Annotated in this window: 19 protein-coding genes; 1 reads left to right on the forward strand and 18 read right to left on the reverse strand. The window is 35.4% G+C overall.

Features of this window, described 5'->3' with window-relative positions; translation table 11 throughout:
* Positions 1-236 precede the first annotated feature (236 nt).
* Complete coding sequence (locus tag CYJ72_RS04600) at positions 237-1,475, forward strand: IS256 family transposase (protein ID WP_066127251.1); 1,239 nt, start codon at positions 237-239, stop codon at positions 1,473-1,475.
* 962 nt (positions 1,476-2,437) lie between these two features.
* Here CYJ72_RS04600 and CYJ72_RS04605 read toward each other — a convergent pair.
* The 18 genes from CYJ72_RS04605 to mfd form a co-directional block, all read right to left on the reverse strand.
* Complete coding sequence (locus CYJ72_RS04605) at positions 2,438-3,400, reverse strand: IS30 family transposase (protein ID WP_284630750.1); 963 nt, start codon at positions 3,398-3,400, stop codon at positions 2,438-2,440.
* 180 nt (positions 3,401-3,580) lie between these two features.
* Positions 3,581-4,939, reverse strand: coding sequence for an ISL3 family transposase (locus CYJ72_RS04610; RefSeq protein WP_284628746.1), 1,359 nt, complete (start codon positions 4,937-4,939; stop codon positions 3,581-3,583).
* A gap of 441 nt (positions 4,940-5,380) precedes the next feature.
* Complete coding sequence (locus CYJ72_RS11635; RefSeq protein WP_369599367.1) at positions 5,381-5,662, reverse strand: transposase; 282 nt, start codon at positions 5,660-5,662, stop codon at positions 5,381-5,383.
* 542 nt (positions 5,663-6,204) lie between these two features.
* Positions 6,205-6,951, reverse strand: coding sequence for an IS21-like element helper ATPase IstB (gene istB / locus CYJ72_RS04615; RefSeq protein WP_071408141.1), 747 nt, complete (start codon positions 6,949-6,951; stop codon positions 6,205-6,207).
* Positions 6,948-8,420 (reverse strand): IS21 family transposase, encoded by a 1,473-nt coding sequence (gene istA / locus CYJ72_RS04620; RefSeq protein ID WP_284629263.1) that lies wholly within the window; start codon positions 8,418-8,420, stop codon positions 6,948-6,950. The genes istB and istA overlap by 4 nt, the downstream gene beginning before the upstream one ends.
* Positions 8,421-9,123: 703 nt before the next feature.
* Positions 9,124-10,104, reverse strand: coding sequence for a phosphate acetyltransferase (gene pta / locus CYJ72_RS04625; protein WP_284630752.1), 981 nt, complete (start codon positions 10,102-10,104; stop codon positions 9,124-9,126).
* Positions 10,105-10,232: 128 nt separating this feature from the next.
* Entirely contained in the window at positions 10,233-10,709 is a 477-nt protein-coding gene (locus CYJ72_RS04630) for an S-ribosylhomocysteine lyase (protein WP_246829834.1), read from the reverse strand.
* 474 nt (positions 10,710-11,183) lie between these two features.
* A complete protein-coding gene (locus tag CYJ72_RS04635) occupies positions 11,184-12,380 on the reverse strand; it encodes a hypothetical protein (protein WP_284630756.1) in 1,197 nt (398 codons plus the stop codon).
* Positions 12,370-13,311 carry a glycosyltransferase family 2 protein gene (locus tag CYJ72_RS04640; protein ID WP_071408929.1) on the reverse strand — a complete coding sequence of 314 codons (942 nt, stop codon included), beginning with the start codon at positions 13,309-13,311 and terminating at the stop codon, positions 12,370-12,372. The genes CYJ72_RS04635 and CYJ72_RS04640 overlap by 11 nt, the downstream gene beginning before the upstream one ends.
* Positions 13,312-13,578: 267 nt before the next feature.
* A complete protein-coding gene (gene dusB, locus CYJ72_RS04645) occupies positions 13,579-14,622 on the reverse strand; it encodes a tRNA dihydrouridine synthase DusB (RefSeq protein WP_066123742.1) in 1,044 nt (347 codons plus the stop codon).
* A 2-nt stretch (positions 14,623-14,624) separates the two neighbouring features.
* Entirely contained in the window at positions 14,625-15,503 is an 879-nt protein-coding gene (gene hslO, locus CYJ72_RS04650) for an Hsp33 family molecular chaperone HslO (protein ID WP_101813788.1), read from the reverse strand.
* Between the two features lie 264 nt (positions 15,504-15,767).
* Positions 15,768-17,933, reverse strand: coding sequence for an ATP-dependent zinc metalloprotease FtsH (ftsH, locus tag CYJ72_RS04655; protein ID WP_101813787.1), 2,166 nt, complete (start codon positions 17,931-17,933; stop codon positions 15,768-15,770).
* 66 nt (positions 17,934-17,999) lie between these two features.
* A complete protein-coding gene (hpt, locus tag CYJ72_RS04660) occupies positions 18,000-18,554 on the reverse strand; it encodes a hypoxanthine phosphoribosyltransferase (protein ID WP_066123749.1) in 555 nt (184 codons plus the stop codon).
* Between the two features lie 52 nt (positions 18,555-18,606).
* Positions 18,607-20,058: a tRNA lysidine(34) synthetase TilS gene (gene tilS / locus CYJ72_RS04665; RefSeq protein ID WP_284630761.1), complete on the reverse strand. Its 1,452-nt coding sequence runs from the start codon at positions 20,056-20,058 to the stop codon at positions 18,607-18,609.
* A gap of 80 nt (positions 20,059-20,138) precedes the next feature.
* Complete coding sequence (locus CYJ72_RS04670) at positions 20,139-20,654, reverse strand: S1 domain-containing RNA-binding protein (protein WP_066123756.1); 516 nt, start codon at positions 20,652-20,654, stop codon at positions 20,139-20,141.
* Between the two features lie 63 nt (positions 20,655-20,717).
* Positions 20,718-21,077, reverse strand: coding sequence for an FtsB family cell division protein (locus CYJ72_RS04675; RefSeq protein ID WP_284630764.1), 360 nt, complete (start codon positions 21,075-21,077; stop codon positions 20,718-20,720).
* 134 nt (positions 21,078-21,211) lie between these two features.
* Positions 21,212-21,502 (reverse strand): RNA-binding S4 domain-containing protein, encoded by a 291-nt coding sequence (locus tag CYJ72_RS04680; RefSeq protein WP_071408936.1) that lies wholly within the window; start codon positions 21,500-21,502, stop codon positions 21,212-21,214.
* A gap of 3 nt (positions 21,503-21,505) precedes the next feature.
* Complete coding sequence (gene mfd / locus CYJ72_RS04685) at positions 21,506-25,039, reverse strand: transcription-repair coupling factor (RefSeq protein ID WP_284630766.1); 3,534 nt, start codon at positions 25,037-25,039, stop codon at positions 21,506-21,508.
* Between the last annotated feature and the right edge of the window lie 143 nt (positions 25,040-25,182).

Here is a 25,182-nt window from a genome sequence, read left to right on the forward strand (position 1 = left end):
CAGAAGTAATAATAAAATATTTTTGATTCATTAAGTGGTTGTAAATATATTTAATCGTTTTAGGGAAAATTAAAATTAACACCATTTTAATTTTAATAGATAAATATGATATAATAAAGGGAGAAGAAAACATAGCGTAAAATATCTTGTGTAACCTCGGAGTCTCCCTGGAAAAAGAGACCTCTTTTTTGTAAGATTGTAATAACAACAAAACAATCACAAACAGGAGGTCCCTCATGAAAGATTTTAACACAAAATTAATCACAGCACTAGCACAAGGTGAATCGGTTCATGAAATATTTCGTCAAGCTTTAGAAGAAGCTATTAACCTACTCCTTGAAAGCGAAAGAACGGTTTTTCTTAATTATGAGAAATGGGAAGTGAAAGGCTACAATACCGGCAATTCAAGAAATGGTTATTATTCCAGAACATTAACGACAGAATACGGTAAGCTACAGCTCAAAATACCAAGAGATCGATTAGGTCTGTTTGATATTAAAACGATTCAATGTCTTCAACAAGCCCCTAATCACTTAGAAGAGATGATCATTTTAATGTATCAAAAAGGTGTGACAACACGCGATATCTCAGACCTCATTGAAAAAATGTATGGTCACCACTATTCGCCAACGACTATCTCTCATCTTTCTAAAACATTTGAAGAAGAATTAGCTGCTTACCGACAACGCCCTATTAAGCAAGACTATGTTTGTCTATATTGCGATGCCACCTTTATCCCGGTAAGACGTGGGAGTGTGTCTAAAGAAGCTGTCCATACCATTATTGGAATTGATGCTCAAGGCTATAAAGAAATACTCGATTTTCAAGTCTATCCGACAGAGTCCTCCTTGCACTATCGTGAAATGCTACAAGACCTAAAACAAAGAGGGCTCGAAAATGTGTTTCTCTTTGTGTCAGACGAATTAACAGGCTTAGCGGAAGCGTTAACCAATGAGTTTCCAATGGCCCTTCATCAAACCTGTTGGACTCATCTGCTGAGACATTTCGCCATGAAAGTACGGGTGAAAGATCGTCAAGAAGTATTAGAAGGGCTAAAAAAAGTCCCTAAAGCTGGTAGTATCGTAGAAGCCACGCGCTTACTTAATGAATTTATTCAGACTTGGAAAGGGACTTATCCAAAATTGGTAGAACAATTAAGACGAAAAAAGAACCTTTTCTCGTTCATGCATTTTCCCAAAGAGATATGGCCATCACTTTATACAAACAATCTATCCGAGGCCTTTAATAAGCAATTGAAGAAGCGAACGAAAATTAAAGAACAATTTCCACATGAGGCGTCCCTAGAAAAGACAGTCTATTGTTATGTCATAGAATATAATGCCAAGTTCGCAAATCGTATTCATAAAGGCTTTGGGAAGGTTGCATTTGAACTTCAACTGCTGATAGATCTCAAAAGGCCGGTTAATGAATTCAACTTAAGAAGAGAAACAGAAAAATCCTCAAGTATCATGTGAGGCTTAACTAGCGCCCTTCGGTTGCTGGCCTTGCCTTTTAGATGAATTATCTTATTGAGAGGAAGTACAAGTTCACTGGTCGTTATGATAATTCATCTAAAAGGCAAGGTGAAATTCAATAAATAGTTATTAATTATATTACAATCTTAATATGCAGGTTACACAAAATATTTGACACTACCGAAGAAAATCATGAAAATTAAAAAATTAGTGTATTATTATTATTTTGTAGCTTATTTTCTAGTCTTGTATCAATAGAATATGTATCATCATACGGACAGATCACACCGCCAATTAATTATAATGAGACTAGAGTAATTAGTACGCTGTTTTTATCAAATTCTCAAGTTAGAGCATTAGCTAATTCCTGCAGAACAAATGGTGAGAGTTTTAGTGGCTTAGGTATTGTTATTGATTTGGCTGAAAATTATATGCGTGGAGCTGGTGCTGTAGGTGGTTTTACATCTAATACTAGGTGGTTAGTTAGTAATTTTGGATCAAGCTTTCAGAGTATTTTAGATGCTGGTTTAGGTGTTAAAAAAGTTACTTATGAAAAGTGCATTGGACGGATACTTTCCACGTATTTTCCATAAATATTACACATTTTTGATTGTCAAATTAAGCTAGAATTTTTACCTAACACATAATACGTTTGCTTTTGTCTAATTGATAATTAAAATGGTTGTTCGAAAGTTCAAGTATAAAATAGTCACTAACTTTAAGGTTTCCACAAAGTCAGATTTGTGGCAAATGTAGTGAGTCAAATTGATGCATTAAATCGTTAGAGCTTTACTTGGATGCTCCGGTATGATACTCGCGAATAGCGAGTTGGGGAAAGGGTTTGGGTAGGATACCCAAAAAGCATCCCCAAATCATCATGCCGGGCTAGGCACCAAGTCAAGCTCTAACAATCAGGTGCCTTACGTAATGGATTCACTGTCTTAACAAACACATTGTGTGCATTAGAAAGCATCTATCCATCCAAGTTCCTTACAACAATCGATAAAAACTTCAATTGGCGTTCGATAACCTAATGATTTTCGTGGAATTTCATTGCGGAAATGAGCTGTTTGGCTGAGTGTTTTCTGCGATATATCAGTAAAATCCATCCCCTTAGATAACCCATCTCTTCGAAGAAGTCCATTAGAGTGTTCATTTAAGCCTCTCTGTGACGGACAACCGGGATCAGCAAAGTAAATATTGATGTCATTGACATTTGAAATGGCTTGCCAATCAGAAAATTCTTTTCCACAATCAAACGTAATGGATTTAAATATATTTCTCGGTAAATAAGCAAACCAGTTATCATAAGCTATTCGCACATCACTTGCTTTCCGACTGCTAATTTTTATCGGGATGATGAGTTTACTGATTCTTTCGACCAGTGTTAGGACGGCACTCTTATGGTCTTTTCCGACAATCGTGTCACCTTCTAGATGTCCAAATTCTTTCTCATATTGTGGATTTTCTTTTTTACGATCTTCGATGGTGCGTCTAAAGTGTTGTTTACCTCTTTTTTCCTGATGCCCATTGGGTTTTCTCTTACCTTTCATCGGTAAAGTTGAGGGATCAAAGAGTTCCGAGTCTTTAAAACGACGATAGAGTGTTCGAGCTGTACATCCTAATGGTATTTCATTCCGACCTATGATGACGTCAGGAGACCATCCTTGGTCCACTTTTTTCTTAATATATGTGATTTGTTTAGTGTTAAAGACCTTCTTTTTGGCACCACAGCGTGATTTATTCTCTTTATATTGATCGTAGTATTCCTGAATATTACCACTATTTTTAAGAAAATTAACGACGTTATAAATGGTTTGGATAGCTCGATTCAATTTTTTAGCGATATCCGTTACTTTTTTACCACTATCGTAATAATTTTCTATCCAAATCAATTCTTTCATGGTAAGATGTGTATAAGCCATTTGTGTGTACTCCTTCCTTAGCATTTGATTTTATGTTTAGGATACCATACAAATGGCCTATTTATTTTTCTAGCTTAATTTTACTATCCAAGCATATTAAAATGGCTCTTTGTCAAATGGTGTGGGTCACGGAATTTTTGGTCGTTCAACACAATTGTGTTGAAGGCCGTTTTATTCTAATTAAGCGGTTTTCTTTGTCTTTGATTCTTTTTCTTGACTAAAATATAAAGGGCGATAGTCTTGGTTTGTGCAGTTCTTACTTAACAAAATATAGCGTGCTCTTAATCTTAAACGTCTAAAATTAGTATAACCGTGGCCAGTTCGTTTGATTGTTTTAATAATATTATTGGTTGCTTCTAAGTGACCATTTGATAACGTGACGGTTAAAGCATTGGTGATATACTCTTGATAGCGTGTAATCGTGTTAAACGCTGTACGAATCACTTGACGATAGGAATATTTTTTTATTTCTTGAAGTTCATAATGAAACAATTCGACATCATGTGTCATAATGGCATATTTGAAATCATTTATTTTTTCATAGGCATTTCTTAGCCCTATATCAAGCGAAAGGAGATATTCTACCATCATTTTTTCAGTCACTAATCCATCGAACAGGCGATGGGTTTGATAATTCTCAAAATCTAAATCTTCTCGGTTTTTAAGAAGTAATTTCCATAATTTTTTCAGCTTATTATAATCACATTTCGAGGGTTTCTTTTTACATTGATTCATTACTTGAATCCTTAGGTTATTAAGGGCCCTATTGAGTAATTGAATGATATGGAACCGGTCAATCACAATTTTAGCACATGGGAACAGTGTCTTGATCATGCTAATGAAGGGAAGGTTCATGTCCATCGTAATCCATTCAACTTGACGTCGAGCGTCCAATGGGAAACGGAAAAAATGGTTTTTAATATCGGCTTGTTGACGACTATCTAATAAATCTAATATTTGGTGAGTAGAAGCATTGGCATAAATAAAGGACATTTCTGCTTTACATGATTTCGTTGTACGTAGTTCGTCAAATGATAAAGTAGTTGGCAGGGTATTCGTTTGTGGTTTCATCTGCTTTTCCAAGGAATCGAGTACTCTAAAGACCGTACTAATTGATACATAGGTATTTTTAGCAATCAGTGAAGCAGATTGTACGAGTCTCAATTGTTCTTTTACGAGTTGTTTTTGTAAGTTAGAAATCTGACAATTTGGCTCTACTAAGTTCGTTTGTGCCATAAAGGTTTTCTTACACGCTTTACAAATAAAACGTTGTTTTTTTAGTAGAATTAATTTAGGACAGGCAAGAGAACAAGCATATTTTACTTTTACTTGCTTAAAGCCATGCTTCAAAATAGAGTTATTAATATTTTTTTGATGACAGCAGGGGCAAGCCACTGGGTCATAAGAAAGCTTGGCAGATACAGTCTGGTAAAGGACACCGTTCAATGTGATGGGATCTTGATCCAAACATCCTTCAATAAAAGTGATATTAGGGTCTGTTATTTCGAGTACTTTTCTGATATCATCTGAATAGGTCATGTGAGTTCCTCTTTTCTAATAGTTTTGTCGCTAATTAGATTATAATGGAATTCCATGACTTTTTGTATTGATTTAAAAAGGTGTGAATGAACAGAGTCATTTCTATAAATCCACACCAAAAAGTATAGAGCCATTAAAATAAACATTATCAAATAGGGTGGGATACATGAATAAAAAAACATTTTTATATTATTCAATTCTAATAGTAATCGGAGTATTAATCGTGTTATCATTTCGTTTATTGAAAATTAAGATTTCTGGGCCAATCACATTATTTATAGTTTTTGTGGTTGCTCCTGTCATAAGATATTTACTTAAAAAAATTTTGTTTTCAAAAGATTAACCTTAAAAAACCACCCAAAATGAGTTCGGGTAAAAAGTCTCAGGAATAGCCGAGGAACATGTTATAAAGTTGAGATGTTCCTCGGCTTTTTTTATTTTTTAAGAAAATATACAAATGACAAGTGAACCCCTTCCTTTTCTTCTTATCATTTCTGCTAATCTGGTTAAATTCATTGCCATTAACAGGATTCCAATATCATTTGAAACCCCAATTTTTCCACTTACATGAACTCTTCGCACACCAAAATTGTGTTTCATTTGACCAAAAACAGGCTCAACTTCTATTTTACGTTGAGCATATAGTTGGCAACCTGAATCGCTTTCTAAGTATTCTTTGACCTTACTTTTATAAAAGTCCCATACTTGATTGACACTTATCAACCGCTAATTACCGGATGGGGTTAAGGCCAATTTATCCAATTCGGGTGTTAATTGCACTTTGTCTGCTTTATAAACCTTAAATTCACGTTCAAAACCTGTTTTATCTTTTCGCTGACTGTAATGACTAAAGCTGAATTGAACCCCCTAATCATCTATATAACAATCTAGGTCTTCAAAATAGTGTCAATTATGATGAAGCTTGGGATCATTTTTATATTTTTTATTCTTTTCGATACATGGTGTAGGGTATCAAGGGTATTTTCCCCATGTCAGCGATAATATGTTGGTAATTTTCTTCACTCCCATAACCTGCGTCAGCCAAAATGCAGTTAAACTCATGGAAAAGATTATTCGAATTTAAGAACGGAATCAGTGTGCGTGTATCGGATGGATTTGGATAAAGGTCATACGCTTGTAAATGTCAACCGAAAAATGGTCCATGATAATATTTGAAAAATGGTCCAATATTTATTCTTAATAATAGTATTGTTGTTAATTAATTCATTCTCCCCCTAGGGGGAGAAAATTTTTTTCTTGTTTTTTCAGCTATTTAATTTTGACCATTCAATTGTATCTTCCATCCTGTAGCTTATTTCTCGTGACATATCCATGATATGTGCTCTATGCGCTAATCTATCGATTATCGCACCTGTAAGCATCGGATCCTTAAATACTTCCTCCCATCTATCAAATGTTAAATTTGTTGTTAATATTATTGAACCTTTGTCGTTTCTTGAAGAAAGTAAATTAAAGAGTATTTCACATCCTGCCTTATCAAATGAGATGTATCCAAGTTCATCCAAGATTACTAAATCATACTTTTCAAAGTTTCTCTTGTAATTTGTTAGTTGGTTTTTACTCATTGACTCTTGTAGTTCAATTATTAAATTTGGAACGGTTGTAAACAATACGTTTTTTCCTTCAATACACGCTTTAATTCCTAACGCTGTTGCATAGTGTGTTTTTCCACATCCTGGTGTTCCTATCAATAGTACATTTTCTTTGTTTTCTATGAACTTTAGTTTTTCTAGATATTCAAATTTTTTATTTAATTCTAAAGAGTATTTGTTTTTGTCAAAATCTTCTAAAAACTTTTTGTTTACAAATTTAGCACGGCTTATTCTTCTGGTGATACCATTGTTTTTTCTTCTTTCAAGTTCTCTTTCTAAGTAAAGAAGTAAAAACTCCTCATTTGATAACCCTAGATTTGATGCTTCTTCTAGAAGTATTCCATGACATTCTCTTAGATATGAAAGTTTTAATTCGTTTGCAATTTCTTTAATACTCATTTGTTACCTCCAACTAAAAGATTATCGTAGGATGATATTATCATTCTGGTCTTTAATTCTATGCTATTAACTTGCTTTATCACATCTTTTGGAACTCCATTTTCGCCATATTTAATGTATTCATTAAATACATCTACTAACTCATCAGTACTTTTTTCCTTATTATCTTTAATTATCTCTACAAATTTTCTTGGTTCTTTGATAAAATATTTATCAAAGATGGTTTTAAGGTATGGAGTACTTTTCAATGCAAGCGAATTTCTAATTGCTCCTGGTTTTCTATCTAGTGTATTTAAGTAATGTTTAATGTCGATAGAATATTCCAAAGAACCATCTTTCTTTTTATGTGTGCAAACAAGATTGTCATTTACATAAATTTTAATTTCTCTTGCATAACTTCTAACCACTACTGTTTCACCTACTAGATAGTCTGGTACAGAATATTTGTTGTTATTGACTGTAACAAATGAGTAAGCATCAACTTTTTGTTCAGTTATTTTAGCTAAATCATATTTTGGTCTTAATCTTAAAAGTTTTTTCTTTTCATCTTCTATTAACGAAGTTTTATTCATTATAAAAAGTTCCTTTTCTAAATGTTCACAAGCTTGTTCAAAGCTATCAAATTCATATTTAATTGCAAAAGCATTCTTTCTTACTATCCTAACGCTTCCTTCTACATGACCTTTTTCATTACCCTTGAAGCAGTTTGTTACATTGATATTAAATCCATAGTAATTAGCGAAAGCTAAAAGATTTTTGTTTAGCTTCTTTTCATTTCTACCAATAAATCTTGTAACAACATTTTTCATATTGTCATAAACTACTTCTTTGTACATACCACCAATCATTTCAAAAAATCTAACTTGGGAATCGAAAAACACTTCAGCCTGTTGATTTGTGTAAAGATATGCCCATCTAAAGTTTGAAGCAGGTGATGATAGAACTGCTAGACTTAAGGTTTTTAATTTTCCTGCTATGTAAAGTTTTACCTCTCCAAAGTCATATTCTAACCTGTCACCAAAGTCGTACTGTTGTCTCACAGCAGTTTCTTTAATTTTCTTTCTCTTTTCTCTTACATACGAAACTATTGATGGATAACTTATCTCAAATCCTTTATCAAGTATTAGTTTATGAATTTGAACGACACTTAAAGATTGCTTATGATTTTTTAATTTTAAGTCTTTTTCTTTTTCGCCTTCTAAGATTTTATCTAAATATTCATCCAATTCTTTAGTGTATTTTACTTTTTTTCTATTTGAACTATCATATTTAGGTTCTTGTGCTATTTTTTCTTGTACGATGCGAGCATCTACTTTTCCTTCATCAAGATTTTTTTGTAGTTTTTTGTAATCATTCCAATATTTTGCTACAGTTTTACGGTTAATTCCAAGCTTCTGAGCTACTTTTCTATTTGAATCGCCTTCAAGTTTGAGTCTTATGATTGTATGCTTATCCATTAAATTTATCACTCCCATCACCTCCATATGAGAATTATCACATATGGGGATTTAAATTAAAACAAGTGGACCGTTTTTCGATTATTATTAATCGATTATTGGACCACTTTTAGATTAGCATTTACAACGCTAAGAGAAATTGATTTTAAGTGGCATTTTGAAGATTTTACCCGGTTTTATACTACTGTCAAAAGTAAAACAGGTTTTGTTTGTCTCTTCGTCGTATACTTAGGGTTATATCCTTAAGTACCATCTAATAGATATTGTTCCATCATTTGGAGGATAGGCATAAACTTGATAATTAGACTCAAGCGATTGCTCATTCTTTATCAGTGCTGTGGTTGTGAGGGGGATGTAAGACGAAGCGAAAAATCATTCAATTTCTACTTCTGGCCAACTCCCTACTGTGTAGGTGGTGGACGTAGGGCAAAACAAAATTCTTCTAACTTTTAAACTTTATTGTTCACTTCTATTGAACGACTATTAAAACTAACAAAAATACCATGCATAAACATCATTACACATGGTATCTAATATTAAACTTTACCTATCGCCTTGATTCATGATAGGTCGTTCATTGTGATTGCGACTCATGTTCCAAATACTGATGTATTTGTTAAAGACGGGAGTCGGCTACAAGGAGATAGAGACGAAGCGAAAAGTTATCTACTTCTACTTTCCCCACTTGTAATACTTTTTTTAGAAAATCGATTCATTAAACCAATGTTTGATTAGCGGTAATGATCGATACTTTATATACATCTTCTTCTACACATCCACGTGATAAGTCGGATACAGGTTTGTTTAAACCTTGTAAGATTGGCCCAACCGCTTGGTAATTTCCTAAACGTTGCGCAATCTTATAGCCGATATTACCTGATTGGATTTCTGGGAAGATATAAACCGTTGCTTGACCTGCTACTTTTGATTCAGGTGCTTTTTGATCGGCTACAACAGTTGAATAAGCAGCATCAAATTGTAATTCACCATCTAATTCTAATTCTGGTGCTAACTCATGAGCAATGTGTGTTGCTTCGACAACTTTATCGACGTCTTCTGATTTCGCTGAACATTTAGTTGAGAAACTTAACATCGCCACACGTGGGTCAATGCCGAAGATTTTAGCTGTGTTAGCAGACTCAACAGCAATTTCAGCTAATGCTTGTGCGTCTGGATTAATGTTGATGGCACAGTCAGCAAAAACTAATTTTTGTCCATCCATTTGCGGTGGAATCATGACAAACGCACCACTGGTACGGCTCACACCTGGTTTTGTTTTAATAATTTGTAAAGCTGGACGAACGGTATCACCTGTTGAGTAAACAGCACCACAAACTAGCGCATCCGCCTGTTCCATTTGCACTAACATTGTACCAAAATATGCTCTATCTAATAAGATAGTGCGCGCTTGTTCTTCTGTTGCTTTCCCTTTACGAACTTTGACAAATTCATCAACCATTGCATCAAATTCATCATAGTGATTAGGGTCTATAATGGTTAAGCCATCAATATTCCACAAATTCTTTTTAGCTAAAGCTTGAACTTCTGTGGGTTCACCTAATAATATCGGTTCAACTAAATTATCTGACTTTAGGCGGACCGCTGCACCTAATACACGTGCATCATCAGCTTCTGGGAATACAATTCGAATGCCTTTACCTTCGATTTTATGACTTAGTTCTGCAAACATATCCATGTTTTTACTCGCCTCCAAAATTTTTGCTGAACATTTGATTGTTTCATAACCAAATAGTTCTCTAACTACTATGTTACACTTTTTATAGCAAATAATAAACCCTTTTCATAAGTTTTACGCATTATTAATTAATAACTATAGGTAAAATCCTCATGTTGACGGATGACGTCAACATATTTTTTCGCATAATAGCGTGCCATTGGTAAATTTTGGTCTAAATAATTACCGCAATCACGAGCGCTGGCTCCTGGAATTTCACCTTCATAATTGGCAATAAATTCAAAACAACGTAATAATAAATCTTTCACCGCTTCAGGTGCCACCTGTTCTGTTAAGATTAAATAAAAGCCAGTACGGCACCCCATTGGGCCAAAATAAATCACTTCTTGTTTATATTGGGCATCATTACGTAAAAAAGTTGCGGCTAAATGTTCAATGGTATGAATTTCAGCAGTATTCATCACCGGTTCAAAATTTGGTGCTGTAAATCTTAAATCATAAGATTTTAAAGTAGTCCCACCTACTTGGTCCTCTCTTGATAAATAAATACCCGGTTTTAAATTTAAATGATCGACTGTAAAGCTAGGAATCTTTTCCATTTCCATCATCTCGTCCTCCTCTTGCATTATATTCTTGAATATTATAACAAACTCTTGTTTATTTATATACTATTTCGCTAGACTACCGGTACTACATCAAAAAAACAGTTGGCTAGGCATAAACTTGATATATTTAGTCAAGTGTATTGTTCTTTAATCAATAGCGCAGGGGTTGAGTGGTCTCAAACTGCGTCTTAATGAGGTTGAGTATAAAGTTTACGAATTCAATCAAGTGATTGCTCGGTATTTAAAAGCGCAGGGGTTGAGTGGCCTCAACCTTCGTCTTAATGTGGTTTGGGATAAAGTTGATAAATTCAATCGAGTTATTGCTCAATAATTAGAGCGCAGGGGTAGGCCGACCAAGCGAAAATCATTCGATTTTCTACTTCTGGTATACTCCCAACTGTGCGGGGGTAGGCCGACCAAGCGAAAATTATTCAATTTTCTACTTCTGGTATACTCCCACTGTTAGTCTTCACGCTATTCATTTCGTTGCTTTAAATTTAGAAAGAGATAAGTATACACTGAAAACAATGTAATAATAAATAAACGATAGGTAAAATAAGCATGATGGAAATTGTGATTTTTCAAAATAAACACCCATACAAACGGCACTAAAGCGACCATCAATAATGGGGTTGTGCTTAACCAATGTTGATAACTCTTGACCCCTTTAAAAGACTGCACTAATAAAATGATAAGCCAAATGACTAAAATAATAATTGCAGTTTTAGGTAATAAAATTTTCCACATATTTTTAATAATCTCGATCGCATCTAATACTTCATCCGTTTTACCGCCCGTTCTTAAAGCGATTTGATTCGCAACATTAGCAAATGAATTATCTTTTAATATCACTGATCCAATGACCCATTTACTAGCCCAAGTTAAGCCAAAGCCCATTAGCCAGGTCCAACCTAAAATCACCGTTTCACTTAAATTATGCTTAAAATGGCGCCGATGATGTTGATTAACTAATACAAAATAAATCATCCACGGAAGCGCAAAAGTCAACAATGGTACAGTCAATAAATCGAAAAAGTTCGTCACAGAACCGATAGTGAAAAATAACAGCACCATTTTGGAGAGTCGATAACCATAGCGTTGATGGACTTCTATCACTGCCACTATTCCCAATAAACTGATAATGAAAACCGGTGTATATTGAAGTGAAAGTGGAAAAATCCAAAAATGAATTAATAATAACATCGTCATCAAGAGATACGCATAAGTACGACTAATTGCTTTTTCAACTTTAGTCATTGAAAAATAGAAAACAATAAAAACTAAGAAAATGTTTAAATAACGAATATGCTTATAACTAATAAACATTAGCATAGGTCTCAAAATCGCAATATCACCGAGCCAATAACGTTCATAACCATTATTCCACATCGCAGCTTGGATGGCCGACAGTTCTTCTTGATTACTTAACTTGTTAAAAATTAAATTATCGGTAAAAGTATCCAGTTTGGTACCTTTGAACTCCCCCATCACACTCCAACGCTTAGTTTCATTAGCAATTGTTTCTAATGAATAGCGTAAATTCACTGCAATTTTTTCAAATGGAATTGTATAACTTAATACCATTAAACTAAAATACAACACCACTAATAAAACAAAAAGTAATAATAATTGCCAGAGTATTTGACCTAAATTAGTATGTTTATGCTTCATCTTTTAGCCCTCTTTGGCTCTTTTTATTTTTAAACTCCATTTCAAAACGTTGTTGGAAATGATAGCATTGAACATCTAAAATAATCCCCGCTATAAAGACAATCATTGCAGCTAAGAAAAAGAATCCCGATACAAACAATGTTGGGAATCGTTCGACCGTACCAGTTTGACGAAATTCAAACCATACTGGCAAAAATAACAAAGCAGAAATTAAACTGAGTACAAACGCAATAGCAGTAAAATAACGAAATGGACGATAATTCTTTATTAAACGACCAATCGTTTTAATCACTCTAAAACCATCTTTGTAGGTATTTAATTTTGAAACACTTCCTTCAGGACGATCACGATAAGTCACAATCACATTTTTTATTGGTAAATGCTTATCTAACGAATGAATCGTCATTTCTGTTTCAATTTCAAATCCAGTCGATTGAATAGAAAAAGTCTTTACAAAAGCATAACTAAAAGCACGGTAACCGGTCATAATATCTCGAATATCACTATTAAACATTTGGTTAATGATTTGACGGACTAAGACATTACCAAAATTATGGAAAGGACGTTTATTTTCTTCAAAATAAGTAGAACTTAGACGATCACCAATCACCATTTCTGCTTCTCCACTTAAAATAGCTGCGACCATCTCTGGTGCATACTCTGCAGGATAGGTATCATCTCCATCAATCATGACATAAGCCTCTGCTTCAATATCACGAAACATCGCACGAATCACATTACCTTTTCCTTGTTTCGTTACTCTACGAACGATTGCTCCAGCTTGACTGGCAATTTTAACGGTATCATCGGTTGAATTATTATCATAAACGTAAATGGTGGCTTCGGGTAAGACCGTTCTAAAATCAGCAATGACTTTTCCAATAGTTACTGCTTCATTATAGCAAGGGATTAATACTGCTATTTTATCCATTATTTTCCTCTTTTCATTTTTAAGTAGACTTATCATACTACAAAAATTATTTCATTTCACTAAAAAAAGAGAGATGAAAACGTATTTTCTTACGAAAATTGTTTACTTCTCTCTAAAATTATTAATTATATTACGCATAAGGTCTTTAAACACAGCAACAAGGTAGTATCATAGCAAAAGCCAGTAACTTTAAATCCGCGGGGGAAACACTACCAAGCCACTTCGTTCCTTTTCTAAAACGAGCAGCTTCACTATCTCAATTCAATACTACTCATTCGCTGCTTCTTCACGTTTAGCTAAACGTTCTAAGCGACGTTCTGCTTGTTTTTCTTCATGCATCTCAGCTACTTCTACAAAATCTAATAATAATTTTTTCACTGTATCTGATTCTTCGGTCTCATTAATCGCTACTTTGACTTTTGATGAACGTGGAATCCCTTTTAAATAATAATGTGCTTGTGAACGGAATTCTTTAGTGGCGGTTCTATCCCCTTTTAATGCTACTAAACGATCTAAATGGTCAATCGCTGTATCGATTTTCTCACGAGCATTCATTGGTGGTAAAATTTCACCGGTTTCTAGATAGTGTACCATTTGTTTAATTACCCAAGGATTTCCTAGAGCTGCCCGACCAACCATTACTCCGTCAACACCCGTTGTTTCTAATAGATGTTTGGCTTGTTCAGGAGTTCGAACATCACCATTACCGATAAAAGGAATGGTTTTTAGCTCCTTTTTAACAGCTTTTAAAATATCCCAATTGGCTTTGCCTTCATACATTTGCACACGTGTACGGCCATGCATCGCTACCATTGAAGCGCCCGCACGTTCAGCCGCTAAGGCATTTTCAATTGCATATAAATGTTCATCATCCCAACCAGTACGCATTTTTACTGTAACAGGCTTATCGACTGCATCCACTACAGATGATACCATTTCATAAACTTTGTTAGGATCTAATAACCAACGAGCACCCGCTTCTGCTTTAATGACCTTATTAACCGGACAGCCCATATTAATATCAATGATGGCACATTCCGTATTTTCAGCCACATATTTTGCTGCTTCAACCAATGTTTCGCGATTACCACCCATAATTTGAATACTTAAAGGATATTCATTTTCAGCGATATGCAACATACTTAAGGTCTTTTCATTACGGAATTGAATCCCTTTGTCACTAATCATTTCACAGACTACTAATCCAGCTCCGAATTGTTTGACAATCGTTCTAAATGCCGAATTTGATACTCCGGCCATCGGTGCCACCACAATCGGATTATCAATTTGTATATTTCCTATTTTAAACATAACTATCCCTCAACTACTAATGCCTTTAATTCATCTTCAGTAAATTGATAATGTTCATTACAATAATGACACACTAGTTCTGCTCCATGATCTTCTTCGATCATTGCATTAATCTCATCATTACCAATCATTTTTAAACTTTTAGCAAAACGTTCTTTACTACATGGACAGTAGAACGCAACCTCATGCTTATCTAAAATTTTAGAATTATTTTCACCTACTAAAATATCTAATAATTCTTCTAATGGTTTCTTTTGATCTAGCAAATCAGAGAAGCGACCAATGGAATTAATACGCGCTTCTAAATTATCGATTGTTTCTTCAGTGGCACCTGGCATCACTTGAATCATAAAACCACCTGCTGCTGCTACTGATTCATCAGGGTTAACTAAAACACTCAATCCAATGGAAGAAGGTGTTTGTTCTGAAATCGCCATATAATAAGTGAAGTCTTCTGCTAATTCACCACTGATTAATGGTACTTGACCTGAGAATGGTTCATCTGCACCCGTAATATACTTTCTAACGGTTAAGGTGCCCGGTAATCCTACCGCACCCGCTACATCCAATTTTCCTTTATCATTTAATTCTAAAGCAACATGGGGATTTTGGATATATCCGCGTACATTTCCAACGGAGTCGCCATCAGTGACGATACGTCCAGCAGGACCTTCACCTAGTACTTCCACACTGATGCGATCTTCTCCTTTTAAGTTGGATCCTAATAAACTAGTAGCTACCAATGTTCGTCCTAAAGCCGCAGTGGATGTGTGCCATGTATCATGACGACGATGTGCTTCATCAACCGTTTCAGTAAAGTCTAATACAAACACCCGCACTTGCCCATCATAGGCAACAGCTTTTAAAATTTGATCTGTCATATTCTTTATTCCTCTCATCGAATCATTTTATTTACCATGTTATTTCTATCTCAGTTGTAAATAACCTTTCATAGTTTAACAAAAAGTTTTTTAAATTGAAAGTTCTTTGACTCAAATAGACAATTGAATGTTTACCTTTTTAATCCACTCAATCGCTCGTCATAACGCATTTCATTTTCTAAGCATAATTTAAATTAAAAGAAAAAATGGAGGCCGGGAAAATTTTAGCAATTACCCAGCCTCTTTGATACTAATTAATGTTGATTATTCTTCGTCTAAATTAGTTTCGGTTGAATCTGATTCTGAAGATAATTCTTCAAATTCACCGTCGACTTCTGAATTCAGCTTGTTAGAATCGTTTGAACTCTCAGTAGCATGTGGATGATGTTTAGCTTCATCTTCAGCTAAATTAGTTTCTAAATCACGATCCGCTTTTTCTTTAGCTTCTTCAAATGTTCTCACTTCTTCTTCTGGTTCTTCACCATTACTATAAGGTGTTGGCATTTCACCTGTTTCAAAAAGTGATTTAATTTGACGTTTATCTAAGGTTTCAACTTCTAATAATTTTTCAGCGATCACATTTAATTGTTCGCGATGTTCGTTAATAATACGATGTGCTTCTTCATGGGCTTCATTCATAATACGACGAATTTCTAAGTCGATTTCGTAAGAAATTTGCTCTGAATAATGGGCACTTTGTCCATATTGACGACCAACGAAAACAGATTCATTGCCTTCAAATTGAACCGTACCTAATTTATCTGACATTCCGTATTGGGTTACCATAGCACGGACAATGTTAGTCGCTTGTTCAAAGTCATTACTTGCGCCGGTAGATTGTGAATTAAAGACAATTTCTTCAGCCACACGTCCACCTAATAAACCAACAACTTGTTCATATAATTCTTTCTTGGTCACGATAAAGCGATCTTCTTTAGGTAACATAATCGCATAACCACCTGCTCGACCACGTGGTACAATGGTTACTTTATGAACCACTCGTGCATCACTTAAGACCATTCCGACAACCGTATGACCGGCTTCATGATAAGCAATGGTTCTTCTTTGTGCTACTGAAATGACACGGTCTTGTTTAGCTGGTCCAGCTACCACACGGTCTTGCGCTTCATCTAAGTCACCCATCGTAATTTCTTTACGATTGAAGCGGGCTGCAATTAAAGCGGCCTCGTTTAATAAGTTTTCTAACTCCGCTCCTGATGAACCTGGTGTTTGTTGTGCAATGACTTTTAAATCCACATCTGGTGCGAACTTCTTATTGCGGGCATGAACTTTCAGAATCGCTTCACGACCTTTTACATCTGGATTACCAACTAAAATTTGGCGGTCAAAACGTCCTGGACGTAATAAAGCCGGGTCTAACACATCTGAACGGTTCGTTGCAGCAATCACAATTACGGCTTCATTTCCCTCAAAACCATCCATCTCAACTAACAATTGGTTAAGGGTTTGTTCACGTTCATCGTGGCCACCACCCATACCAGCTCCACGTTGACGACCAACAGCATCAATCTCATCAATAAAGATAATTGCAGGTGCTGCTTTTTTTGCATTTTCAAATAAATCACGTACACGGCTCGCTCCGACCCCAACGAACATCTCAACGAATTCTGACGCTGAAATACTAAAGAATGGGACACCGGCTTCACCAGCGACGGCTTTTGCTAATAAGGTTTTACCTGTCCCTGGAGGACCTTCTAATAAGACCCCTGAAGGAATACGTGCGCCTAATTCAGCATATTTTTTAGGATTTTTTAAGAAATCCACAATCTCAACTAATTCTTGTTTTTCTTCCTCAGCACCGGCAACATCAGAGAAGCGTACTTTGACTTTCTCTTTATTTACTTCACGTGATTTGGTTTTACCAAAGTTCATCACATTACGGCCACCGCCACCGCCACTTTGTTGGAAAATCGAAAACATTAAGAAGAATGCCGGAATCATTAAAATCACAAATGGGATTATCGATATCCACATTTCTAAGTTTGATTCTGAAATCGTCTTAATTTCTGTTTCTGAGTTTTGTGCTAATTCGGTTATTTGTCTAATGGTTGAATCGTTACCCAACACTTTGGTGGTAAAACGATTCGAGGTACTCGAATTTTGTAAAACTTCAATAAAAGTATCCCGGTCAGTGGTTTGAGTTTCAGCGGTCGAATTGAATTGACCATTAATATTATAAACTCCAGCCCCTGCCTGAATTTCAAAGGACTTAATTTGTCCATCTTCTAACTTTTCTACAAATTCACTGGCGCTTATCTCATTTGATTTATTACCTGAAAATAAATCACCCGTAAATAATTGGAAAATCCCCATAAATGCTAAGAAGAGCAATAAGTAAAAGAATGGTCCTTTCATCATATTGCGATTCGGTTTTTTATTATTGGGATTATTTCGTTTTGGGTTATTCATATAATCTTTTATCCTCCGATCCGATTTAATATCTTGACTATCATACCATATTAAATTCGAAAAGTCCTATGCTTTGCTTTTAGTATAGATTTCTGGCTTTAAAACCCCAATATAAGGTAAGTTACGATATTTTTGTTCGTAATCCAAGCCATATCCTACTAAAAACTCATTAGGAACTTCAATCCCTACATAGTCCGCTTTTACATCTTTAACAACACGACCTTCTGGTTTGTCAGTTAAAGCACACACTTTGACTGAGGCTGCTTTACGGTATTTTAATAAATCCATGATATAACGCAATGTACGTCCCGTATCAATAATGTCTTCTACAATTAAAATATGACGCCCTTCAACGCGAGAGTCTAAGTCTTTAATAATCTTAACTTCACCTGATGAAGAAGTTCCACCATGATAACTTGAAACATCCATAAAATCCATTTCAAGATGGCAATCCATTTCTCTAATAATATCCATCATGAATAAAGCAGCGCCACGTAAAATTCCTACAACCAGCACGTCTTTACCTTGATAATCTTCTGTTAATTGTTTACCTAATTTTTCACATGCAGCCTTGATTTCTTCTCTACTTACTACTACACGTTCAATATCTTGTTCTAACATATGAGTCTCCTTTAACCTTTCGATAACCTTCATTTTAACATAATCTTTTCTATTAGTCTTGCATTTTTCGATATAAAAACAAGTAACTTTCAGCCGCTGGATGGCGATGACGATAATTTCTTGAAGAAATATGACCGATAATGGCGATGACTTCTTCTTGTCGGTCACAAAGCAACCACATTTGATTGCGATCATTTAAGGGAATCTTATTATCTATCATATAACGACTCACTTTTTTATGAAAAATATCGCCATGTCCATCGTTTAAGGCTAAACGATCACCATCTTTACGATGGCGCACATAAAAACCTGGTAGCTGGTCGGGTTTTAAATACAAGCGTAAAGAATAGTCCATTTCCAATACTTGAGAGGTTGAAAAATAACGTTCATCAAATAATCCAATTTGTTCTTTCTCACTAATGATATGCCAGTGATTAAGATGCTTAATTTGAACACTCAATTTTTGATCAAGCTGTTTTTCTTCTTCCTTAGGTTGGATATAGATAAAATCATATTCACGTCGCACCACCCAATTTTCATTTAATTGAAAACTACTATTCGGTAGACGGTCATTCATAATCACTTGATCAACTCGATCTATTGCCTCTTTCGTATAGGTTGGAATATCTTCCACTAAACGCTCTTCAAAAAAGAGGGCTAAAAACACTTTTCGTTGATTTTCTTCTAACTCAACAAAAGCTGGTACATATAAAACCCAACGCAATTTTTCTGAATACATTAATAACATTGGCTCACGTTTTAAATAATTTGCATAGTGTACCGAATAACTTGCTTGTAATTGCTCTTGAAGGGCTAACATGTTTTCTAAAAAATTAGGATTTTCTTGCTCTAATACAGGCAAAATTTGATGACGAATTCGATTGCGGAAATATTTGGTATCTTGATTAGAAGCATCTTCTACAAATTCTAAATCATGTTCTGCTGCATAATCATATAATTCGGTTTTAGCAATCGTTAATAACGGGCGCATCATTTGAACGTACACCGGTCTTTGGTCAATCGTCATTAACAAACGACGATAATTGGCTTCGATCCCTCGCAATCCTTTTAACGACGTTCCGCGTGTTAAACGCATCAGTACCGTCTCAGCTAGATCATTTAAGTGATGACCCGTTAATAAGATATCCACTGCTTCTTTTTCAATGATTTCTGCAAAAAATTGATAACGAGCATCTCTTGCCGCTGCTTCGACATTTTTAGTTGCTGGATTTTCCCAACTTTTTACATAATAAATAATTTGATGTTTTTCGGCTAATGTTTTCGCCACATTCGCATCAATATCACTTTCTTGTCGAAGGTGATGATTAAAATGAGCTAGGACGATTTTTTTAGGTTGCGCTAGTTCTTGGTTTAATTTATAAATGATATCCAATAACACGACTGAATCGACGCCACCTGAAACGGCTAGTAAGACCACTTTCGCTTGTTGCCACTCTTTCCAAGCACCGAGTTGATTTTTCACTTTGACAATCGTTTTTTCCATCTATATACACCTGTCTTTCACATAAAACAAGCACTTGCTTATAACCTGCGGTCAAAAACAAGTGCTTTATCTAAATGTTATTAGCTACGACGTCCGCCGCGGCCACCACGTTTACCTTCTGTATTACGTTTGATTGAAGTTAAACGTTCTTCACTATCTTTAAGGAAATTACTCATCAGTTGATCAAAATCGCTTGTTTGACGATTATTTTGATGATTCGTATTTTGATTTCCAAATTTATTTGGGAAATTACGATTCTCATTACTTACGCCATCAAAATTCTTTTTAAATTTTGGTTCTGACGACTGATTGTCTGACCCTTTTCTAAAACCTTGACGTTGAGGTCTCTCCACTGTTTTATTTTCATTAGCTTGACGGATTGATAAACTAATCTTTCCATCGTTGGCGATAGTCAATACCTTTACTTCCACTTCTTGTCCTACCGAAAGAACGGAATTGATATCTTTTACGAACCCATCGGATACCTCACTAATATGAACTAATCCAGATTGATTCTCTGGCAATTCGACAAAAGCACCAAAATGTGTAATCCCGGTTACTTTCCCTGTAACTTTCTGCCCCACTTCAACTGACATAAAATGCTTTTTCCTCCTTAAAAATTGTCTTTCATAATAAGACATTGTAAAACATTAAATAAATTATTCTGGAAGGATGGTTGTTTCTTCTGAAACAGATTCCGTCTCTCCAAGGTCGAAAATAATTTCGCCTTCTTTTGAGTAATAGTAATCTCGGCGTGCGACTTGTTCTAAATATTCACTATCTTGTACTTTTTTGTATTCTTGTTGCGCTTGTCGATTTTTTTCGACCGCTTGATTATGTTTTGCTTGGACTTGAGTCAATTGCTCAAGCGTCGCTTGCTTTTTACCAATGTTCTTCATTAAAGATAAGCAAGCTGCCCCAATCAAAAGTAAACAAACTACAGTAAAAACGATGTTAAACTGCTTTTGATATTTTCCTTTGATAGTTTTCTTAGATTTATTTCTAATATATTGAGCCATTGTCTCACCTCCAATACTCATACATCATGAGTATATCATTGAAAGAAAATAATTACCATAAAAGGATATTTTTTTCTTTTAAAATTTTATTAATTATTCGTTTGAAACTTAGGATTCGTGATGTTGATGAAGGTTTAACTTAAAAATTCATCAATAATTGGAATTTCTTTTTCAATTCTTTCTTCAGAGATAATTTTATATAATTCGACCGCTTCATTTTTCTTCGTCGTATCACGAATATCTAAAACTTCGACCGTCATAATGCGATTACCAAAACGAATCTCTAGGGTATCACCAATCTTAACGGTTGAACTCGATTTAGCAACAGTATCATTAATCTTAATACGTCCTTGATCGGCTACTTCTTTGGCAACGGTACGTCGTTTTATCAATCGTGATACTTTTAAAAACTTATCTAATCTCATCTACTATTGCTCCTTTACTTTATTTCTTTCAGCAATGGCTTGGGTTAAGTTTTTCAAATAACCTAACCATTGATAACTTGGTATGCCTCGAACTTGTAAGGTTACCTTCAGCTGTTCATTTTCTACCGCTACTTTAATTTTAACCGGAATGTCTTGCAATAACTCGAAAATGGTTGCCCCTTGTAATTTCAGTGTCATGCGCGGATTAAAGGTCACTTCCACTTGATCATTTTTCTGCTTAATTTGTTCAACGCCAGCTAATAACCCATAATGCTTAATTAAGGCAATCTCTAATAAATCACTCACTTCATCAGGAAATTCACCAAAACGGTCAATCAACTGATCTTGTAATTGACGATAAGCTTCTTCAGAATCCACTTGTTGAATGGATTTATAAATAGCAATTTTCTGACGTTCATCACTAATATATAAAGATGGTATATAAGCATCGATCATTAAATCCCACTCAATATTTTCTGATGTTTCCTCTGAGACAGGTTTCTTCAAGCCACGTTTAACATCCACGGCTTCTTTTAACATTTGTGAATACATATCAAAACCGACAGAATCGATAAAGCCTGATTGTTGCTTCCCTAATAAATTACCAGCGCCACGAATCGATAAGTCACGCATCGCAATTTTAAAGCCACTCCCCAATTCAGTAAATTCTTGAATCGCTTGTAATCGTTTGGCACTGATTTCACTTAATTGTTTAAAAGGTTCATACATTAAGTAGGCATATGCAACCCGGTTGGTTCGACCCACACGTCCTCTTAATTGATACAAAGTTGAAAGTCCCATATGGTCAGCCATATCGACAAATAAGGTATTCGCATTGGGAATATCCACACCGGTTTCAATAATCGTGGTCGTGACTAATATATCATACGCACCATTGATAAAATCGATTAAGATGGTCTCTAATTGCACTTCTGTCATTTGACCATGCGCAACCGCAACGCGAGCCTCTGGTACTAATTCTTGTAATTCTTGGGCACGTTGATCGATGGTTGCGACCCGATTATATAAATAAAAACACTGTCCACCACGGGCCATTTCACGTTCAACGGCCGATTTAATCGCTGCTTCATTTCGCTCCATCACATAAGTTTGCACAGGGAAACGATCATTTGGTGGTGTCTCAATAACCGATAAGTCACGCACACCAATCATCGACATATGCAAGGTTCTTGGTATCGGGGTTGCGGTTAAGGTTAAGACATCGACTTGAGATTTTAATTGTTTCAAGCGTTCTTTATGTTTTACCCCAAAACGTTGCTCTTCATCGACTACTAATAGCCCTAAATCGGCAAATTCAATATCTTTCGATAAAACTCTATGCGTACCAACGACAATATCGATGTTACCTAAAGCTAATCCTGTTATCGTTTCTTTTTGTTGCTTTTGCGTAACGAAGCGACTTAAAAGGCCTATATTAACAGGAAAGTCAACGAAACGTTCAATTAAAGTATTATAATGTTGTTGCGCTAAAATAGTAGTCGGTACCAGAAAGGCCACTTGTTTACCATCCATTACGGCCTTAAAAGCCGCTCGCATTGCGACTTCGGTCTTACCATAGCCAACATCACCGACTAATAAGCGATCCATTGGCCGTTCTCTTTCCATATCGGCTTTAATTTCAGCCGTAGAACGTAATTGATCATCTGTTTCTACATAACTAAAAGCATTTTCAAACGCTGCTTGCTCTGGTGTATCAGGTTCAAATGCATAGCCTTTTTGGTTTTCACGTTTAGCGTATAACTCAATTAATTCATCCGCAATGTCTTCAATTTTAGTCGCTATCTTAGCTTTCGTTTTCTGCCATTCAGCGCTCCCTAATTTATTTAACTTAGGTACTTTGGATTCTGATGCGACATATTTTTGTAATAGTTGAATTTGATCAACAGGTAATAAAATACGCGAGTTGTCTTGGTAGACGACCGACACCATATCGCGATGGACGCCATTGATTTCAATGGTTTCTACCCCGGTATACTGCCCAATCCCATGATTAATATGGACGACATAGTCTCCAATTTCAAGCTCTGAATAGCTTTTAATACGTTCAGCATTGGATAAAGTTTGCTTGCGCACACTGCGACGCTTAACCTGATTGAATAATTCTTTACCAGTTAACACTACCCATTTAGCAACCGGTAATTCAAATCCATTGGTTAAATTACCCACTACGATATTGACCGCATGCGGACTAAGGGTGGCTGTATCTTGAATGACAACCGGTTGAATGTCATATTCTTCAAAACGAGCCTGTGCTTTTCTAGCTTCTTCAAGTGTAGGTAAAACGACCTGCACAATATTTTCTTGTTTCAACCAATGATCGATTTCTGTTTTAACCAATGGCATTTGATTAAAGAATTGGTTCATACTGCGATAATGGATATGATGAATGGCTCTAAACGTTAATTTACCTAATCCACGTTGAATGACCGAACAATAAATTTTAGGCTGTTTGGCATTTTTTATTTGTTCTGTCGCTTCCACTTTAATAGAAAGACCAGGCAATAAATTCCCTTTAGTCATTTCTTGTTCAATCCAAAATAAATCTTCCTCAATCGATTGACGCTCACGATTTTGAATCCGATCTAATTCATTAATAATAAGGGTGCCATTATCAGCTAAATAATCTACAAGGGTGGTTCCCTTCGCATCACGGTATTCTAAGTAAGCCAAATGATATTGCAACGGCTCCCCATGTTGAAGACGTTCAAGATGATCGCTCATCCCTTTCATAACTTGTTCTTGAGTCTCATCATCTTTGATTTTTTTCACTCTTTTTTTTAAATCAGCCTGAATTTGAGATAAGACTGCTTGTTGTTCTTCTAAACTGAACAAAACATCTTTAACAGGTAATAATTGAATTGTCTCAGCATTGTCAATCGATTCTTGGGTTTCAGCATCAAAGAAACGGATGGAATCTAATTCTATATCAAAGAAATCTAAACGAACTGGATATTCATAATTTAATGGATAGAAGTCAATAATACTACCACGGATACTATATTCGCCCGGGGCTTGCACCATTGACTCACGCGTATAACCTAAGTAATTTAAACGCTTTTCAAGTTCGAATCGCTCAATATCATCTCCTAAGCTTAATGTTAGTTGGGCATCTTTCCAAATAGATACCGGCGTTAATCTTTTTCTCAATGCCAAACCAGATGCGACAATCACACATGGCTTACCACTTGCTAGAGCCGTTAAAGCTTCAACGCGCATCGCTTGATTATCAAATGAAGCCATTGAAAATTCAATCGGCATGGCTTCTTCTACCGGAAATAAATGAACCGGATAATCAGGCAATAACTGTTGTAAATCATCAACTAATTGGGTCAAATGAGTCGCAACGGGTTCAACGATTAATAATTGTCTTGGTTGTTCGTTGAATAATTGTGCCCACAAAACAGCCCGAGCGCTGTCATCAACCCCCGTTACTAATTGTTGGCTTTCCGGAGCTTGAAACTTATTCAGCTCCTGAACAACCTTTGAAAATGGTTCTTTATTTAAATAATTTATCATTAATATAATTCTCCTAACAACACACAAAGGGGAGTGGATAACAAGTAGAAAATAAGATTATTTCTGCTTCGTCTCCCACCCCCTCACCATTGAGTAGTTAATAAACAAGTCTATATGGACGTTATTAAAAAATACTCAATCAC

Origin of the sequence: Globicatella sanguinis, from assembly GCF_002847845.2 — a bacterium.
GTDB classification, from domain to species: Bacteria; Bacillota; Bacilli; order Lactobacillales; family Aerococcaceae; genus Globicatella; species Globicatella sanguinis.

Coding starts and splice junctions, on each gene's coding strand:
- CYJ72_RS04630 (WP_246829834.1), bottom strand. CDS start 10,709: ATGGAAATGGAAAAGATTCCTAGCTTTACAGTCGATCATTTAAATTTA.
- hslO (WP_101813788.1), bottom strand. CDS start 15,503: ATGACAGATCAAATTTTAAAAGCTGTTGCCTATGATGGGCAAGTGCGG.
- CYJ72_RS04605 (WP_284630750.1), bottom strand. CDS start 3,400: ATGGCTTATACACATCTTACCATGAAAGAATTGATTTGGATAGAAAAT.
- CYJ72_RS04635 (WP_284630756.1), bottom strand. CDS start 12,380: ATGAAGCATAAACATACTAATTTAGGTCAAATACTCTGGCAATTATTA.
- CYJ72_RS04680 (WP_071408936.1), bottom strand. CDS start 21,502: ATGAGATTAGATAAGTTTTTAAAAGTATCACGATTGATAAAACGACGT.
- CYJ72_RS04600 (WP_066127251.1), top strand. CDS start 237: ATGAAAGATTTTAACACAAAATTAATCACAGCACTAGCACAAGGTGAA.
- hpt (WP_066123749.1), bottom strand. CDS start 18,554: ATGTTAGAACAAGATATTGAACGTGTAGTAGTAAGTAGAGAAGAAATC.
- ftsH (WP_101813787.1), bottom strand. CDS start 17,933: ATGAATAACCCAAAACGAAATAATCCCAATAATAAAAAACCGAATCGC.
- CYJ72_RS04675 (WP_284630764.1), bottom strand. CDS start 21,077: ATGGCTCAATATATTAGAAATAAATCTAAGAAAACTATCAAAGGAAAA.
- tilS (WP_284630761.1), bottom strand. CDS start 20,058: ATGGAAAAAACGATTGTCAAAGTGAAAAATCAACTCGGTGCTTGGAAA.
- pta (WP_284630752.1), bottom strand. CDS start 10,104: ATGGATATGTTTGCAGAACTAAGTCATAAAATCGAAGGTAAAGGCATT.
- dusB (WP_066123742.1), bottom strand. CDS start 14,622: ATGTTTAAAATAGGAAATATACAAATTGATAATCCGATTGTGGTGGCA.
- mfd (WP_284630766.1), bottom strand. CDS start 25,039: ATGATAAATTATTTAAATAAAGAACCATTTTCAAAGGTTGTTCAGGAG.
- CYJ72_RS04670 (WP_066123756.1), bottom strand. CDS start 20,654: ATGTCAGTTGAAGTGGGGCAGAAAGTTACAGGGAAAGTAACCGGGATT.
- CYJ72_RS04610 (WP_284628746.1), bottom strand. CDS start 4,939: ATGACCTATTCAGATGATATCAGAAAAGTACTCGAAATAACAGACCCT.
- CYJ72_RS04640 (WP_071408929.1), bottom strand. CDS start 13,311: ATGGATAAAATAGCAGTATTAATCCCTTGCTATAATGAAGCAGTAACT.
- istB (WP_071408141.1), bottom strand. CDS start 6,951: ATGAGTATTAAAGAAATTGCAAACGAATTAAAACTTTCATATCTAAGA.